Source organism: Lentzea sp. HUAS TT2, from assembly GCF_051853195.1.
Taxonomy (GTDB): domain Bacteria; phylum Actinomycetota; class Actinomycetes; order Mycobacteriales; family Pseudonocardiaceae; genus Lentzea.
On record NZ_CP196667.1, the window covers coordinates 3,326,338 to 3,339,259 of the forward strand.

General features: G+C 68.5%; 14 protein-coding genes. 9 read left to right on the forward strand and 5 right to left on the reverse strand.

The genetic code is table 11. The annotated features are described in order from the left end of the window. Positions 1-15 precede the first annotated feature (15 nt). The gene (moeA, locus tag ACSHWB_RS16755) at positions 16-1,212 is read right to left on the reverse strand and encodes a molybdopterin molybdotransferase MoeA (RefSeq protein WP_439662946.1); all 1,197 of its coding nucleotides are present in this window, start codon (positions 1,210-1,212) and stop codon (positions 16-18) included. 29 nt (positions 1,213-1,241) lie between these two features. On the opposite strand from moeA, the gene ACSHWB_RS16760 reads away from it, so the two are divergent. From ACSHWB_RS16760 to groL, 4 genes are all read left to right on the forward strand, one after another. Beyond that, entirely contained in the window at positions 1,242-1,925 is a 684-nt protein-coding gene (locus ACSHWB_RS16760) for an AIM24 family protein (RefSeq protein ID WP_439662947.1), read from the forward strand. Positions 1,926-2,013: 88 nt separating this feature from the next. Beyond that, on the forward strand, positions 2,014-2,220 hold the full coding sequence (locus ACSHWB_RS16765; RefSeq protein WP_236220648.1) for a cold-shock protein: 207 nt from the start codon (positions 2,014-2,016) through the stop codon (positions 2,218-2,220). 70 nt (positions 2,221-2,290) lie between these two features. After that, complete coding sequence (locus ACSHWB_RS16770) at positions 2,291-3,514, forward strand: serine/threonine-protein kinase (protein ID WP_439662948.1); 1,224 nt, start codon at positions 2,291-2,293, stop codon at positions 3,512-3,514. Positions 3,515-3,729: 215 nt separating this feature from the next. Continuing rightward, a complete protein-coding gene (groL, locus tag ACSHWB_RS16775; protein WP_439662949.1) occupies positions 3,730-5,349 on the forward strand; it encodes a chaperonin GroEL in 1,620 nt (539 codons plus the stop codon). 314 nt (positions 5,350-5,663) lie between these two features. Here groL and ACSHWB_RS16780 read toward each other — a convergent pair whose 3' ends face one another. Both ACSHWB_RS16780 and ACSHWB_RS16785 read right to left on the reverse strand, forming a co-directional pair. Beyond that, positions 5,664-6,140, reverse strand: coding sequence for a carboxypeptidase regulatory-like domain-containing protein (locus ACSHWB_RS16780; protein ID WP_169746023.1), 477 nt, complete (start codon positions 6,138-6,140; stop codon positions 5,664-5,666). A gap of 5 nt (positions 6,141-6,145) precedes the next feature. Further along, positions 6,146-6,751: an RNA polymerase sigma factor gene (locus ACSHWB_RS16785; RefSeq protein ID WP_439662950.1), complete on the reverse strand. Its 606-nt coding sequence runs from the start codon at positions 6,749-6,751 to the stop codon at positions 6,146-6,148. A gap of 355 nt (positions 6,752-7,106) precedes the next feature. Here ACSHWB_RS16785 and ACSHWB_RS16790 point away from each other — a divergent pair, with 355 nt between their 5' ends. The 5 genes from ACSHWB_RS16790 (at position 7,107) to ACSHWB_RS16810 (ending at position 12,204) form a co-directional block, all read left to right on the forward strand. After that, positions 7,107-7,766 carry a copper homeostasis protein CutC gene (locus tag ACSHWB_RS16790; protein WP_439662951.1) on the forward strand — a complete coding sequence of 220 codons (660 nt, stop codon included), beginning with the start codon at positions 7,107-7,109 and terminating at the stop codon, positions 7,764-7,766. Positions 7,767-7,845: 79 nt separating this feature from the next. Then, complete coding sequence (locus ACSHWB_RS16795; RefSeq protein ID WP_439662952.1) at positions 7,846-9,123, forward strand: extracellular solute-binding protein; 1,278 nt, start codon at positions 7,846-7,848, stop codon at positions 9,121-9,123. A gap of 2 nt (positions 9,124-9,125) precedes the next feature. Next, complete coding sequence (locus ACSHWB_RS16800) at positions 9,126-10,010, forward strand: carbohydrate ABC transporter permease (protein WP_439662953.1); 885 nt, start codon at positions 9,126-9,128, stop codon at positions 10,008-10,010. After that, complete coding sequence (locus ACSHWB_RS16805; RefSeq protein ID WP_439662954.1) at positions 10,007-10,840, forward strand: carbohydrate ABC transporter permease; 834 nt, start codon at positions 10,007-10,009, stop codon at positions 10,838-10,840. Before ACSHWB_RS16800 ends, ACSHWB_RS16805 begins: the two co-directional genes overlap by 4 nt. Beyond that, positions 10,837-12,204, forward strand: a complete 1,368-nt coding sequence (locus ACSHWB_RS16810) for a beta-N-acetylhexosaminidase (protein ID WP_439662955.1) — start codon at positions 10,837-10,839, stop codon at positions 12,202-12,204. The genes ACSHWB_RS16805 and ACSHWB_RS16810 overlap by 4 nt, the downstream gene beginning before the upstream one ends. Positions 12,205-12,216: 12 nt before the next feature. Here ACSHWB_RS16810 and ACSHWB_RS16815 read toward each other — a convergent pair whose 3' ends face one another. Continuing rightward, the gene (locus ACSHWB_RS16815; RefSeq protein ID WP_439662956.1) at positions 12,217-12,447 is read right to left on the reverse strand and encodes a PspC domain-containing protein; all 231 of its coding nucleotides are present in this window, start codon (positions 12,445-12,447) and stop codon (positions 12,217-12,219) included. Between the two features lie 84 nt (positions 12,448-12,531). Further along, a complete protein-coding gene (locus ACSHWB_RS16820; protein ID WP_439662957.1) occupies positions 12,532-12,915 on the reverse strand; it encodes a VOC family protein in 384 nt (127 codons plus the stop codon). Between the last annotated feature and the right edge of the window lie 7 nt (positions 12,916-12,922).

A 12,922-nucleotide genomic window follows, 5' to 3' on the forward strand; every position in this document is an offset into this window, starting at 1 on the left:
CCAGACCGATCTGAACTACTGCAGGTATCGCACGGTGACCTCGGCCCCCGCGGCCAACTCGGTGACGTCCTCCGGCACCTCGATCAGGCAGTTCGACAGAGCGAGCGCCGACAGCAGGTGCGAGCCGGGACCGCCGACGGGCGTCACGACCTCGCCGGACGACGGGTCGTGCAGGCCGCGCCGGAACTGCGTCTTCCCCGCTGGAGACGTCAGCGCGGTCGTGATGGTTGCCCGCGCGGTGCGGCGGTCCGACCGCGTGTGGCCCATGGACGCCATCAGCGCCGGCCGCACGAACACCTCGAACGACACCTGCGCGCTCACCGGGTTGCCCGGCAGCGACAGCACCGGCACGCCCTCGTAGCGGCCGGAGCCCTGCGGCCCGCCCGGCTGCATCGCGACCTTGGTGAACTGCACGTCGTGGTCCGCGAAGGCGTCCTTGACCACCTCGTAGGCGCCCGCGCTGACCCCGCCGGACGTCATGATCACGTCCACCGAGCCCAGGTACGGCTTGAGCGCCTCGTGGAACGCCTCGACGTCGTCCGGCACGAACCGCAGCTGCACCGCGACGCAGCCCGCGTCCCGCACGGAGGAGGCGAGCATCATGCCGTTCGACTCGTAGATCTGGCCGGGCTCCAGCGGCTTGCCCGGCTCGACCAGCTCGGAGCCCGTCGACAGGACCAGCACGCGCGGACGGCGGCGCACCGGCAGCTCGGGCAGTCCGAGCGCGGAGGCGAGACCGAGCGTGGACGGGCGCAGCACGGTGCCGGCGGCCAGCACCGGGTCGCCCTTGCGCACGTCGTCGCCACCGGTGCGGATGTTCTGGCCGGGCTCGACAGCCCGGTTGATCGTCACCGTCTCGGTGCCGGCGTCGGTCCACTCGACCTGGACGACCGCGTCCGCGCCGGGGGGCAGCGGGGCGCCGGTCATGATCCGCTGAACCGTGCCGGGCTCCAGCTCGTTGAGCTGAGTGCGGCCGGCGGGGATGTCGTCGGCGACCGGGAGCCGGACCGGCAGCTCACCGGCCAGCTCGGCGGCGCGCACCGCGTACCCGTCCATCGCGGAGTTGTCGAACGGCGGCAGGGACAGCGGCGCGATGACGTCGGCGGCGAGCACGAGGCCCAGGCACTCGTCGAGCGGGAGCTGCAGGACGGGCATCGACCCGACGAGCTCCGCGACGCGCTGGCGGTGTTCGGCGACAGTGGTGGGGGACACGACTGCATACTGCCAACGTCGCGGTGACCGTGACGCTCGCTTTGCCCAGTTTCCTCCCGGAGGTGTTGTTCGTGCAGGTCCGGACCAGGCACACACCGACGTTCGGCGTGGCGAGACTCGTACTCGCGCCCGGCGAGGCGGTGCTGGCCGATCCGCTGACCATCGCGGCCACGAGCTACGGCCTGACGGTCGAGGTGAAGGGCGCGGGACCCAAGGCGGTCGCCCTGTGCACGGCCGGGGCGGAGGGCGGCTGGCTCGACGCGGCCCCCGTGCTGCCCGGCGACCTGCACCAGGTCGAGCTCGACGGCACGCACGGCTGGTGCGTCTCCCGGCACGGCTGGATCGCGTCGAGCAGCACGGTGGCGATGAACCCCGAGGCGCCGCCCATGCAGGCGATCTTCGGCGGCGTCGAGGGCTTCATGAACTACGCGCACGGCAAGGGCGTGGTGGTGCTCGCCTGCTACGGCGCGCTCGACCTCGTGACGCTCGAGGCTGGGGAGGCCGTGACGATCAGCAGTGATCACGTCGTGGCGTTCGCGGAGACCGTGCAATGCCGTCTCCGGCCCTCGGTGCCCGATGGCGTGCAATCCATTCAGACAGGGGAGGGCCTGGTGTTCGACTTCGCCGGTCCCGGTGCCGTGCTGACCCAGGCACGCGGTCCGCGGCGGCTCACCACGTGGTTGCGCGCCAACGGAGTCAGCCCCCGTTCATGACTCCGTAAGGAGGTATCCGAGTGAGATTTCTTCTTTTAGCGTTGCGTTCTGCGCTTTGCGTGAGATGCGTGATCTGAAGGAGGACGTCTTGGCTCTCGGTACCGTCAAGTGGTTCAACTCCGAAAAGGGATACGGCTTCATCGCGACCGATGGCGGGCCCGACGTGTTCGTGCACTACTCCGCGATCCAGATGGACGGCTTCCGCACGCTCTCCGAAGGTGACCGGGTCGAGTTCGAGGTGCAGGCGGGCAGGGACGGGCGCAGCCAGGCCTCGGACGTGCGCCGGGCGGGATGAGACGTCACTCTGATCACGGCTTCGGCCAACCCGGGGCGGGCCGATCCGGCCGGACGTTAGGCTGCCTCGCGTGTCAGAGGACCTGAGCGGACGGCGGATCGCGCACTACCGGATCGACGGTGTGCTGGGTCGCGGTGGCATGAGCGTGACCTACCGGGCCACTGACGTGAGGCTCGGCAGGAAGGTCGCGCTCAAGGTCATCGGTGAGCACCTCGCGCCCGACGCGGAGTTCCGCGAGCGGTTCGTCGACGAGGCGCGCAACACGTCCGCGATCGACCACGCGAACATCGTGCCGCTGTACGACTTCGACGAGGTCGACGGCCTGCTCTACATCGCGATGCGGCTCGTCGACGGGCAGGACCTGTCCGGGCACATCAAGGAGGGGCCGCTCACCCCCGCGCGCACGTTGACGCTGCTCGCCCAGGTGGCCGAGGCGCTCGACATGCTGCACGGCAAGGGCCTCGTGCACCTCGACGTGAAGCCGGCCAACGTGCTGGTGACGCAGAAGGAGGGCGTGCGCGAGCACGTCTACGTCGCCGACTTCGGCCTCACCCGCCGCGGCGCCACCGGCCACCGCACCCGAACGGGTGATTTCCTCGGCTCGCCGACCTACGCGGCGCCGGAGCACCTGCGCGGCGAGCCCGTCGACGGCCGCACCGACCAGTACGCGCTCGCCTGCATGCTCTTCGCCTGCCTGTCCGGCCGCCCGCCGTTCCAGGGCGGCGTGCAGGAGGTCATCGCGGGCCACCTCAGCAACGTCGTGCCGCCCTTGTCGCACCTCGTCGCGGTGCCGCCGGCCATCGACGAGGTGATCCGCAAGGGCACCTCGAAGGACCCGGCGCAGCGGTACGCGAGCTGTGCCGAGCTCATCAACGCCGCACGGGTCGCTCTCGCCGGGGTCGCGCAGGGCTCGGCTCCCGCTCAACTCGGGCCGCAGTCCGGCTCGTTCCCCGCTCAGTCGCCGGTCTCCGGGCCGATGCCGGTCCAGCAGGGGCCGTACCAGGGCGGCTACCAGCAGCCCTTGCAGGACCCCGTCCGGCTGCGCCCGCCGAACCAGGTGGGCGTGAGCGCGTTCACGTCCGGTGGCCGCAAGGAGCGGCCGGCGTGGTTCGCGCCGGTCATCGCGGCCGCGGTGGCGATCGTCGTGATCATCATCTTGGTGGTCATCCTTTCGCCTGGTGACGAGCCTGCGCGGCAGCCCAAGACGAACTCCTCGCCGACGCTGAACATCGGTGACGAGACGACCTCGCGCAAGCCGCTGCCGACCTCCGTGCCGGTGCGCACCTCACGCTGAGACTCCCCTGAGTTCGCTTGCACTCGACGTGCCCGAGTGCTAAACACGAACTAGCACTCGGCTCCATCGAGTGCCAAAAAGCAGTGAGGCTGGGACGGTGAGGCCCTCCGGGGTCGTCCGTCGCGGGCACCGAGCCTGGCCACGCGCATCGTGTTCCGCTGCGGGCATGCGCTCGCAGTGGCCCAGAATCCACATAGGCGGAGGAACACACCGCAATGGCCAAGATGATTGCGTTCGACGAGGAAGCCCGTCGCGGTCTCGAGCGCGGGATGAACATCCTCGCTGACGCCGTCAAGGTGACGCTCGGCCCGAAGGGCCGCAACGTCGTGCTCGAGAAGAAGTGGGGCGCGCCGACCATCACCAACGATGGTGTCTCCATCGCGAAGGAGATCGAGCTCGAGGACCCGTGGGAGAAGATCGGGGCCGAGCTCGTCAAGGAGGTCGCGAAGAAGACCGACGACGTCGCTGGTGACGGCACCACCACCGCGACGGTGTTGGCACAGGCTCTGGTCCGCGAGGGCCTGCGCAACGTGGCCGCGGGTGCGAACCCGCTCGGCCTCAAGCGCGGCATCGAGCAGGCCGTCGAGGCGATTGCCGAGCAGCTCCTGAAGGCCGCCAAGGAGATCGAGACGAAGGAGCAGATCGCTGCTACCGCGTCCATCTCCGCCGCTGACCCCACGATCGGCGAGCTCATCGCCGAGGCGATGGACAAGGTCGGCAAGGAAGGCGTCATCACCGTCGAGGAGAGCAACACCCTCGGTCTCGAGCTCGAGCTCACCGAAGGTATGCGCTTCGACAAGGGCTACATCTCCGGTTACTTCGTGACCGACCCCGAGCGCCAGGAAGCGACCCTCGAGGACCCGTACATCCTGCTGTTCGGCTCCAAGATCTCCACGGTCAAGGACCTGCTCCCGCTCCTCGAGAAGGTCATGCAGGGCGGCAAGCCGCTGCTGATCATCTCGGAGGACGTCGAGGGCGAGGCCCTGGCGACCCTGGTCGTCAACAAGATCCGTGGCACCTTCAAGTCCGTCGCCGTCAAGGCGCCCGGCTTCGGTGACCGCCGCAAGGCCATCCTCCAGGACATCGCCACCCTCACCGGTGGCCAGGTCATCACCGAGGACGTCGGCCTCAAGCTGGAGAACGCCGACATCTCGCTGCTGGGCAAGGCCCGCAAGGTCGTCGTCACGAAGGACGAGACGACCATCGTCGAGGGTGCCGGTGACGCCGACCAGATCCAGGGTCGCGTCAACCAGATCCGCGCCGAGATCGAGAAGTCGGACTCCGACTACGACCGCGAGAAGCTCCAGGAGCGCCTCGCCAAGCTCGCCGGCGGCGTCGCCGTCATCAAGGCGGGCGCGGCCACCGAGGTCGAGCTCAAGGAGCGCAAGCACCGCATCGAGGACGCCGTCCGCAACGCCAAGGCCGCCGTCGAGGAGGGCATCGTCGCCGGTGGTGGCGTCGCGCTGCTCCAGGCCGCCGAGGCCGCCTTCGCGGGTCTGCGTCTCACGGGCGACGAGGCCACTGGCGCGAACATCGTCAAGGTCGCCGTCGAGGCTCCGCTGAAGCAGATCGCCATCAACGCCGGCCTCGAAGGCGGCGTCGTGGTCGAGCGCGTCAAGTCCCTCCCCGCTGGTGAGGGCCTGGACGCCGCGACCGGCGAGTACAAGGACCTGATCAAGGCCGGCATCATCGACCCGGCCAAGGTCACCCGGTCCGCGCTGCAGAACGCCGCGTCCATCGCCGCGCTGTTCCTGACGACGGAAGCCGTCGTCGCGGACAAGCCGGAGAAGAACGCCGCGCCCGCCGCGCCGGACGCCGGTGGCATGGACTTCTGAGTCCCGCCGCTTCGCTTCACCTCTGAAAGGCCCGGTTCGCTTCGGCGAGCCGGGCCTTTCGGCATTCCGGGCAGCCGTTGTGGGGCTCCACGACGCCTGTGAGGCGTGGGCTTCGGCGAGCATTTCGGCATTACGGGCAATGGCCGTGCCGAAAGGATCGCAGGCACACGAACAACGGATTCCAGTACCGCCATTTCGGCATTCAGCCCGCACAGACCAACGGCCGGCCGCGGTCATCCCGCAGCCGGCCGTCGCCGCTCACTTCGCCGAAGAGTCGCGAACCCCCAGAAACCCCAGAACCCCAGTCAAAAGCCTCACAGCATGATCGTCGGTGTCACCACGGTCCTGCCCGGTTCCCCGCGGGAGTTCACCAGGTGCACCAGGATCTGGGTCGTCCCGGCCGGCACGTCCGGCAGCACGAACCGCCCGCCGTCGTCGGCCCGCGTGCACGAGGACTGGTGGTCGGCCACCCGCACCTCGACCTCGTGCTCCCCGGCGGGCACCAGCCAGCCGTCGATCCGGTGCCGTGACCCGGTCGAGGTGAAGTTCACCATCAGCGTCAGGTTGTCGACGGTGAAGGTGATCGTGCCGGTCTGTCCGCCCCTCACCCCCGCGAACGATCCGGCCCGCTCCCAGCGCGCGACCTCGACGTCCAGGGATTCCAGGGCGATCGCGAACTTCACGCGGTCCACCAGGTCGGCGGGTGGCGGGTCCAGCTCGTCGACGAGCCTGTTCAGTTCGGAGAGGACTGCGGTGTCCTCAGGGCCCCTGCGGTCGTCGCGCGGGTCGATCTCGTTCACCGCGATCCTCCTTCCGTCTCCAGGTAGTTGCGCAGCAGTGTCAAACACCGTCCCCTGGTCGGACCGATGCTGCCGTGGGGCATGGCCAGCGCCTCTGCGACTGCTCGGTACTCCGCGCGGCCCGCGAGCACGGTGAGTCGGAGCAGTTCCTGGCACCTCGTGGTCAGGCGGCCGAACGCGAGCCACAGGCGGCGGTCGCGGTCGTCCAGCAGCGTCACGTCCTCTGGGAGGCCGGTGTCGGACTCGAGCTGCTCGGCGTATTCGTCGGACAGGTGCGTCTCACGCTTGTTGGGTGTCCAAGTTCGGCGTGCTTCACGCCTCGTTGTGACCACCAGGTAGCCGACCAGGGCTTTGGGCTCGTTGATGTTCTCGATGTTCTTCAAGAACGCGAGCCACACCGTCTGCACGACGTCCTCCGCGGCGGCCCTGTCCAGGCCTTGGCCGCGGGCCACGTGCCACAGCAGTGGGGTCAGCTCGGTCACCAGGACGTCCAGTGCGTCGCGGTTGCCCTCACGAGCAGCCGCCACGCACACAGCGTGTCGTTCGGTGCCTTCAAGCCCGTCCCACGGCGGACGGTCATCCGCCGTGTGCAGCTCGTCCATGCAGCACCTCCGATCGGCCGCCCTTGTCAGCGCCGTCCGCCAACTCATGAAGGGCTAACTGGGCGGTAGATACCAAATTCACTCGAATGGAGCAGTATTACCGCCAGGTCGTCCACATCTTCCTCCGGGCATGCCAGCGGCCCGTGAATCCCCCTCCGAGTCACGGGCCGCCAGTGTTGGGAGACGCGTCAGCCGGCACCCCTCGAACCGGCTGACGCGTGCTCCACGCCTGAACAAAGCGCTCACCGGAAAGGAGCGACGGTCAGGCGAGCAGATACAGCCTCAGACGCACGAACAGGTCACGAGGCTCCGTGATTCGCGAAAGCACACGGCAAAGAACGTTATGGTCTAGACCATGCCGATTCTCGAAGTGATCGCACTGGACGTGAAGGACGCCGTCGCCGCGCAGGCGGGAGGCGCTGACCGGCTCGAACTGGTCGCCGACATGGCGTCGGACGGGCTCACCCCGTCGGTCGCCACCTTCAAGGAGGTCCAGAGCGCCGTCGACATCCCCGTCCGCGTGATGCTCAGGGACGCCACGGGGTTCGCGCCCGCCAATCTCAAGCTGCTGCGCCGGCAGGCGTGGGAGCTCAGGGAGGCCGGCGCCACCGAGTTCGTCCTCGGCTTCCTCGACGCGGAGGGGGAGATCGACGAGGGCGTCACGCTCAACCTCGTCGCCGAACTGGAGGGCTGCGCCTGGACCTTCCACCGCGCGCTGGACAACTCCGCCGACGTCTTCCGGTCCTGGGAGGTCGTGAAGACCCTCGGCTGCGACACCGTGCTCGCCGCCGGTAGCGCGAAGGGGGTCGAGGACGGAATCGAGAACCTGAAGAAACTCGTCGGCCAGGCCCCGCCCGCGTTGCTCGTCGGTGGTGGCCTGCAGGCCCGGCACGTCCCGGAGCTGCTGGCAGCGGGTGTGAGCGGGTTCCACGTCGGCAGCGCGGTCCGTCCGTCCGGATGGGACTCACCGGTCGACTTCGCGTCCGTCAGGGAATGGGTGAATCGTCTGGTCTAGACCCTTGCCCTGGTCCGTTCTACAGTCACGTTGCTCCATGTGGAATGGCTGTTGCACTATATGCAATGCGGAGGGCGCGATGAGGCTGAAGGCACTTGTGGCCGTGCTGGGCGTGGGCGCGGTGGTCGCCTGCGCACCGGTGCAGTCAGGACCTACGAACTCTGGCACTGACGAGCAGACCGGGCAGCTGCGGGTCTGGTTGTTCGACGAGGTCAACCGGGCACCCAAGGAGGCCGTGGTCAAGGAGGCGATCTCCGAGTTCCAGGGCAAGCACAGCGGCGTCACCGTCGACGTGCAGTACATCCAGGTGTCCAGCAGGGCGGAACGCTTCAAGGCCGCCTTCAGCGACCCGAAGAGCGCCCCGGACGTCGCCGAGTTCGGCAACACCGACCTCGCGGGCTACGTGTCCGCGGGTGGCTTCTCGGAGCTCGACCTGAGCAAGTGGGACGAGTCGAAGGACCTGGTCCCGACGATCCTCGACACGGCCAAGGTCGACGGCAAGACGTACGGCGTGCCGTGGTTCGTCGGCGTGCGCGCGTTGTACTACCGCACGGACGTGTTCACCGAGCTCGGCCTCAAGCCGCCGACGACGCTGGACGAGATCGCGACCACGGCTCGTGAGATCAGGCAGCGCAAGCCCGAGCTGATCGGCATCTCCGCCGGCGGCAAGTACCTGTTCGCCGCGCTGCCGTTCATCTGGGCGCAGGGCGGGGACATCGCCAAGTCCGACGGCGGCAAGTTCTCCGCCACGATCGACAGCGCCGAGGCGAAGGCCGGTGTCGCCAAGTACACCGAGCTGATCAAGGACGACATCTGCCCGCCCGCCACCTGCGCGGGCAACGGCGGTGACGCGAGCGTCGAGGCGTTCCGCGCGGGCAAGGCCGCCATGACCATCGGTGGCGACTTCAACCGCAAGTCGGTCGACGCCTCCTCCGCGGCAGGCAAGTACGGCGTCGTGCCGCTGCCCGGCAAGACCAAGGGCTCGGTCGCGCCCGCGTTCGCCGGCGGCAACCTGCTCGGCGTCATGAAGGGCACGCAGCGCAAGACGCTCGCCAACGAGTTCACGCAGCTGCTCGCCTCGAAGAAGTACCAGCAGAAGATGTACACGGCGATGGGCAACCTGCCGACGTTCAGCGACGTGCAGAAGCAGGTCAGCGACTCCGACAAGTTCCTGGAGCCGTTCACGAAGACCCTGCAGTCCGGCACGAAGTTCGTCCCCGTCACCCCGGCGTGGGCGAAGATCGAGGCGCAGACCGTGGTGCCGACGATGCTCCAGGAGATCGTCACCGGCGCGAAGAACGTCGACACAGCGACCGCCGACGCCGCCAAGACCATGAACGCGGCCTTCACGTCGTGAGCATGACCGCCAAAGGCCAGGGGCGGACCGCGTTCGCCTACCTGGCTCCAGCGCTGCTGATCCTCGGGGGCCTGCTGGCCTACCCGATCTATCAGCTGGTGCTCATCTCGCTCTACGACTACGGCCAGGAACAGGTCAGCGGCGGCGCGCCGCTCGAGTTCCTGGGCCTGGGGAACTACCAGAAGCTGCTGGGGGACCAGCAGTTCTGGGGTGTCTTCGGGCAGACCGTCGCGTTCGCGGCGGTCTGCGTGGTCGGCACGCTGCTAGTGGGCGCTGTTCTCGCGATCCTCGCCACGAGGGTCCGCACCTGGGTCCGGATGACGTTGTTCCTGGCGGCGCTCGGCGCGTGGTCCACGCCCGCCGTCGCCGGCTCGACGATCTGGCTCTTCCTGTTCGACGCGAACTTCGGGTTCGTGAACGAGGTCCTGGGCATCCAGGGCTTCTCCTGGACGTTCGACAAGTGGACGGCGTTCGGGCTGGTCGCCGCACAGGTGATCTGGTGCTCGTTCCCGTTCGTCATGGTGACGCTCTTCGCGGGCATCAAGGCGATTCCTGGCGAGGTGCTGGAGGCCGCCGCACTGGACGGCGCGTCGGCGTTCCGCACGGCATGGAGCGTCACGCTGCCGTTGCTGAAGCCGATCATCCTCGTGGTGACGATCCAGTCGATCATCTGGGACTTCAAGGTCTTCACGCAGATCTACGTGATGACCAACGGCGGCGGCATCGCCGGGCGCAACCTCGTGCTCAACGTCTACGCCTACCAGCAGGCGTTCGCGGCGTCGGAGTACGGACTGGGCGCGGCCATCGGTGTCGTGATGACCGTGCTGCTGCTGGGAATCACGATGTTCTACCTCCGCGCGCTGCGGCGGTCGGGGGAGGTCCTGTGAGGCGCTGGCTGACCGAGGGCTTCGTCCTCGTCATCGCCGCGGTGGTGGCGTTCCCGCTGTTCTGGATGGTGCTGTCCGCGTTCAAGCCGGAGGACGAGATCATCTCGGCCGACCCGGTGCCGTGGACGACGCGGCCGACGCTCGACAGCTTCACGCGGGCGCTGACCGTCGCGAACTTCGGGCGCTACTTCATGAACAGCATCATCGTCGCGCTGATCGTGGTGTTCCTGAGCATCCTGGTCTCGTTCCTGGCGGCGACCGCGCTGACCCGCTTCCGGTTCCGCAGCCGCACGACGTTGCTGATCATGCTGCTGGTCGTGCAGATGGTGCCGGTCGAGGCGTTGACCGTGCCGCTGTTCTTCCTGATGCGGTCCGTCGGCGACAGCGTGCCGGTGTTCGGCCTGAACCACCTGGGCTCGCTCGTGCTGGTGCACCTGGCCTTCAGCCTGCCGTTCGCGATCTGGATGCTGCGGGGCTTCGTCGCCGCGGTGCCGGTGGAACTGGAGGAGGCCGCCACCCTGGACGGCGCCTCGCGGTTCCGCTTCCTGTGGCAGGTGCTGTTCCCGCTCGTCGCGCCCGGCCTGGTGGCGACGTCGGTGCTGTCGTTCATCCACGCCTGGAACGACTTCCTGTTCGCCAAGACGTTCATCATCTCGGCCGTGGAGAACCAGACCCTGCCGCTGGCTCTCCAGGTGTTCGTCAAACCCGACCAGAACGATTGGGGCGCGATCATGGCGGGCTCCACCCTGATGACCATCCCTGTGCTGATCTTCTTCGTGCTCGTGCAGCGCCGGCTCGTGTCCGGTCTCGCGGGGGCGGTGAAGGGATGAACCTGCTGCCACGCCCGGTGTCCTATGTGGACGGCGGGAGACTCTGCGAGTACCAGGGCTGGGAGACCGTGCTCGTCGACGGCCCTCCCGGCGGCTATCGGCTGCTCTCGTCCGACGACGGCGTGCTGATCGAGGCGAACGACGCGGCCGGTGAGATGAACGCGCTGCAGACCCTGCGGCAACTGCTGGGTGCGCAGGCGTTCCGGGCAGCGGGCGACAAACCGTCGGTCATCCCGGCGTGCGAGGTCGTGGACTACCCGAGGTTCCAGTGGCGTGGCGTGATGCTCGACGTCTCGCGGCACTTCCTGCCCAAGCGGGAGGTGCTGCGGTACGTCGAGCTGCTGTCCGTGCACAAGCTCAACGTCCTGCACCTGCACCTCACCGACGACCAGGGCTGGCGCTTCGAGAGCAGGCGCTACCCGAAGCTCACCGAGGTCGGGTCGTGGCGGGAGGACTCGCGGTTCGGCGACCGGCGCTCCGCGGGCATGGCCGGCCGTCCGCACGGTGGTTTCTACACGCAGGAGGACCTGCGGGAGATCGTCGAGTACGCGCGGGCGCGGCACATCACGGTGATCCCGGAGATCGACATCCCCGGCCACTCGCAGGCGGCGATCGCGGCCTATCCGGAACTGGGTGTGCACGGCGGCGGCGTCTGGACCGACTGGGGTGTCAACGAACGCGTGCTCAACACCGAGGAGTCCACAGTGGACTTCTACCGGAACGTGTTCGACGAGCTGATGGAGGTCTTCCCGGCGGAGCTCATCGGGCTCGGCGGCGACGAGGCCCCTGGCCACGACGGTGAACTGGTCAGGGCGATCGCGGCGCACATCGTGAGCAAGGGCAGGCGGCCGTACGGGTGGGACGAGGTCCTCGACGCCCGTCCGCTGCCGGAGGGCACGGTCGTCGCGTCCTGGCGCGGTGTCGAGGGCGGCGTCACGGCGCTGGGCGAGGGCTACGACGTGGTCATGTGCCCCGAGCAGCACGTCTACCTGGACTACCGGCAGTCGGACTCGCCGGACGAGCCGATCCCGGTCGGAACGGTGACGACGCTGGAGGACGTCTACGCGTGGGACCCGGTGCCCGAGGGCCTCACGGGCGAGGAGCCGGGACGGCTGCTGGGCGCGCAGGCGAACATCTGGACCGAGCACCTCGACTCGGCCCGGCGGGTGGACTACGCGGCGTTCCCGAGGCTGGCCGCGTTCGCCGAGGTCGTGTGGTCCCCGGCGGAGAAGGATCCCGAGTTCGTGCGACGGCTGCGGGAGCACCACCTGCCGAGGCTCGACGCACTGGGGGTGGAGTACCGGCCCCTCACCGGTCCCCACCCCTGGCAACGACTCCCCGGAATCCCTGGTTTCCCGCGGTGATCACGCTCCGGCTCACACAGCCGCGTCTTCCTCGGGCATGAGCAGCCAGGCGGCGACGTAGAGGACGGCTCCGGTCCCGAACCCGAGCAGCGTCGCCGCCACGAGGATGATCCGCAGGAGCGCGGCGTCCACCCCGAGCATCTTGGCCGCGCCGCCGCAGACACCGGCGATCATCTTGTCGCTGCGGCTCCTGCGGAGCTTCTTGACCTGTTCAGTGGCTTCGTTGAGCACGTTGTTCGTCATGGCTCAAGATTCGCCGAATCCGGGCCCCGGCACATCAGTGACCACCCCGAACCGGACCCTGATCCGGGGTCAGGACCCCAGGGGTCAGTCGAGGCAGAACTCGTTGCCCTCCACGTCCTGCATGACGATGCACGACTCGTTCTCCTCGTCGGCCTCCATCACGCGCACGCACACCGCGCCGATCGCCTCCAGCCGGGCCCGCTCGGTCTGGAGCGCGGCGAGGCGCTCGGCACCGACGAGCCCGGTACCCGCCCGGACGTCGATGTGGAGCCGGTTCTTGACCGTCTTGCCCTCGGGAACGCGCTGGAAGAAGAGCCGCGGACCCACACCCGACGGGTCGTTGCACGCGGACCACGAGCCGTCGGTCTCCGGCGGCTCGTCGTAGCCGAGCACCTCGCTCCAGAACCGGGCGACGCGCGGGGGTTCCGCGCAGTCGAACGTCACCTGGATCTTCTTGATCGACGCCATTTCCCCA

Bases quoted from the DNA above. Each gene is read 5' to 3' on its own strand.
- groL (WP_439662949.1), top strand. From the start codon at position 3,730: ATGGCCAAGATGATTGCGTTCGACGAGGAAGCCCGTCGCGGTCTCGAG.
- ACSHWB_RS16785 (WP_439662950.1), bottom strand. From the start codon at position 6,751: ATGGACGAGCTGCACACGGCGGATGACCGTCCGCCGTGGGACGGGCTT.
- ACSHWB_RS16790 (WP_439662951.1), top strand. From the start codon at position 7,107: ATGCCGATTCTCGAAGTGATCGCACTGGACGTGAAGGACGCCGTCGCC.
- ACSHWB_RS16795 (WP_439662952.1), top strand. From the start codon at position 7,846: ATGAGGCTGAAGGCACTTGTGGCCGTGCTGGGCGTGGGCGCGGTGGTC.
- ACSHWB_RS16800 (WP_439662953.1), top strand. From the start codon at position 9,126: ATGACCGCCAAAGGCCAGGGGCGGACCGCGTTCGCCTACCTGGCTCCA.
- ACSHWB_RS16810 (WP_439662955.1), top strand. From the start codon at position 10,837: ATGAACCTGCTGCCACGCCCGGTGTCCTATGTGGACGGCGGGAGACTC.
- ACSHWB_RS16815 (WP_439662956.1), bottom strand. From the start codon at position 12,447: ATGACGAACAACGTGCTCAACGAAGCCACTGAACAGGTCAAGAAGCTC.
- ACSHWB_RS16820 (WP_439662957.1), bottom strand. From the start codon at position 12,915: ATGGCGTCGATCAAGAAGATCCAGGTGACGTTCGACTGCGCGGAACCC.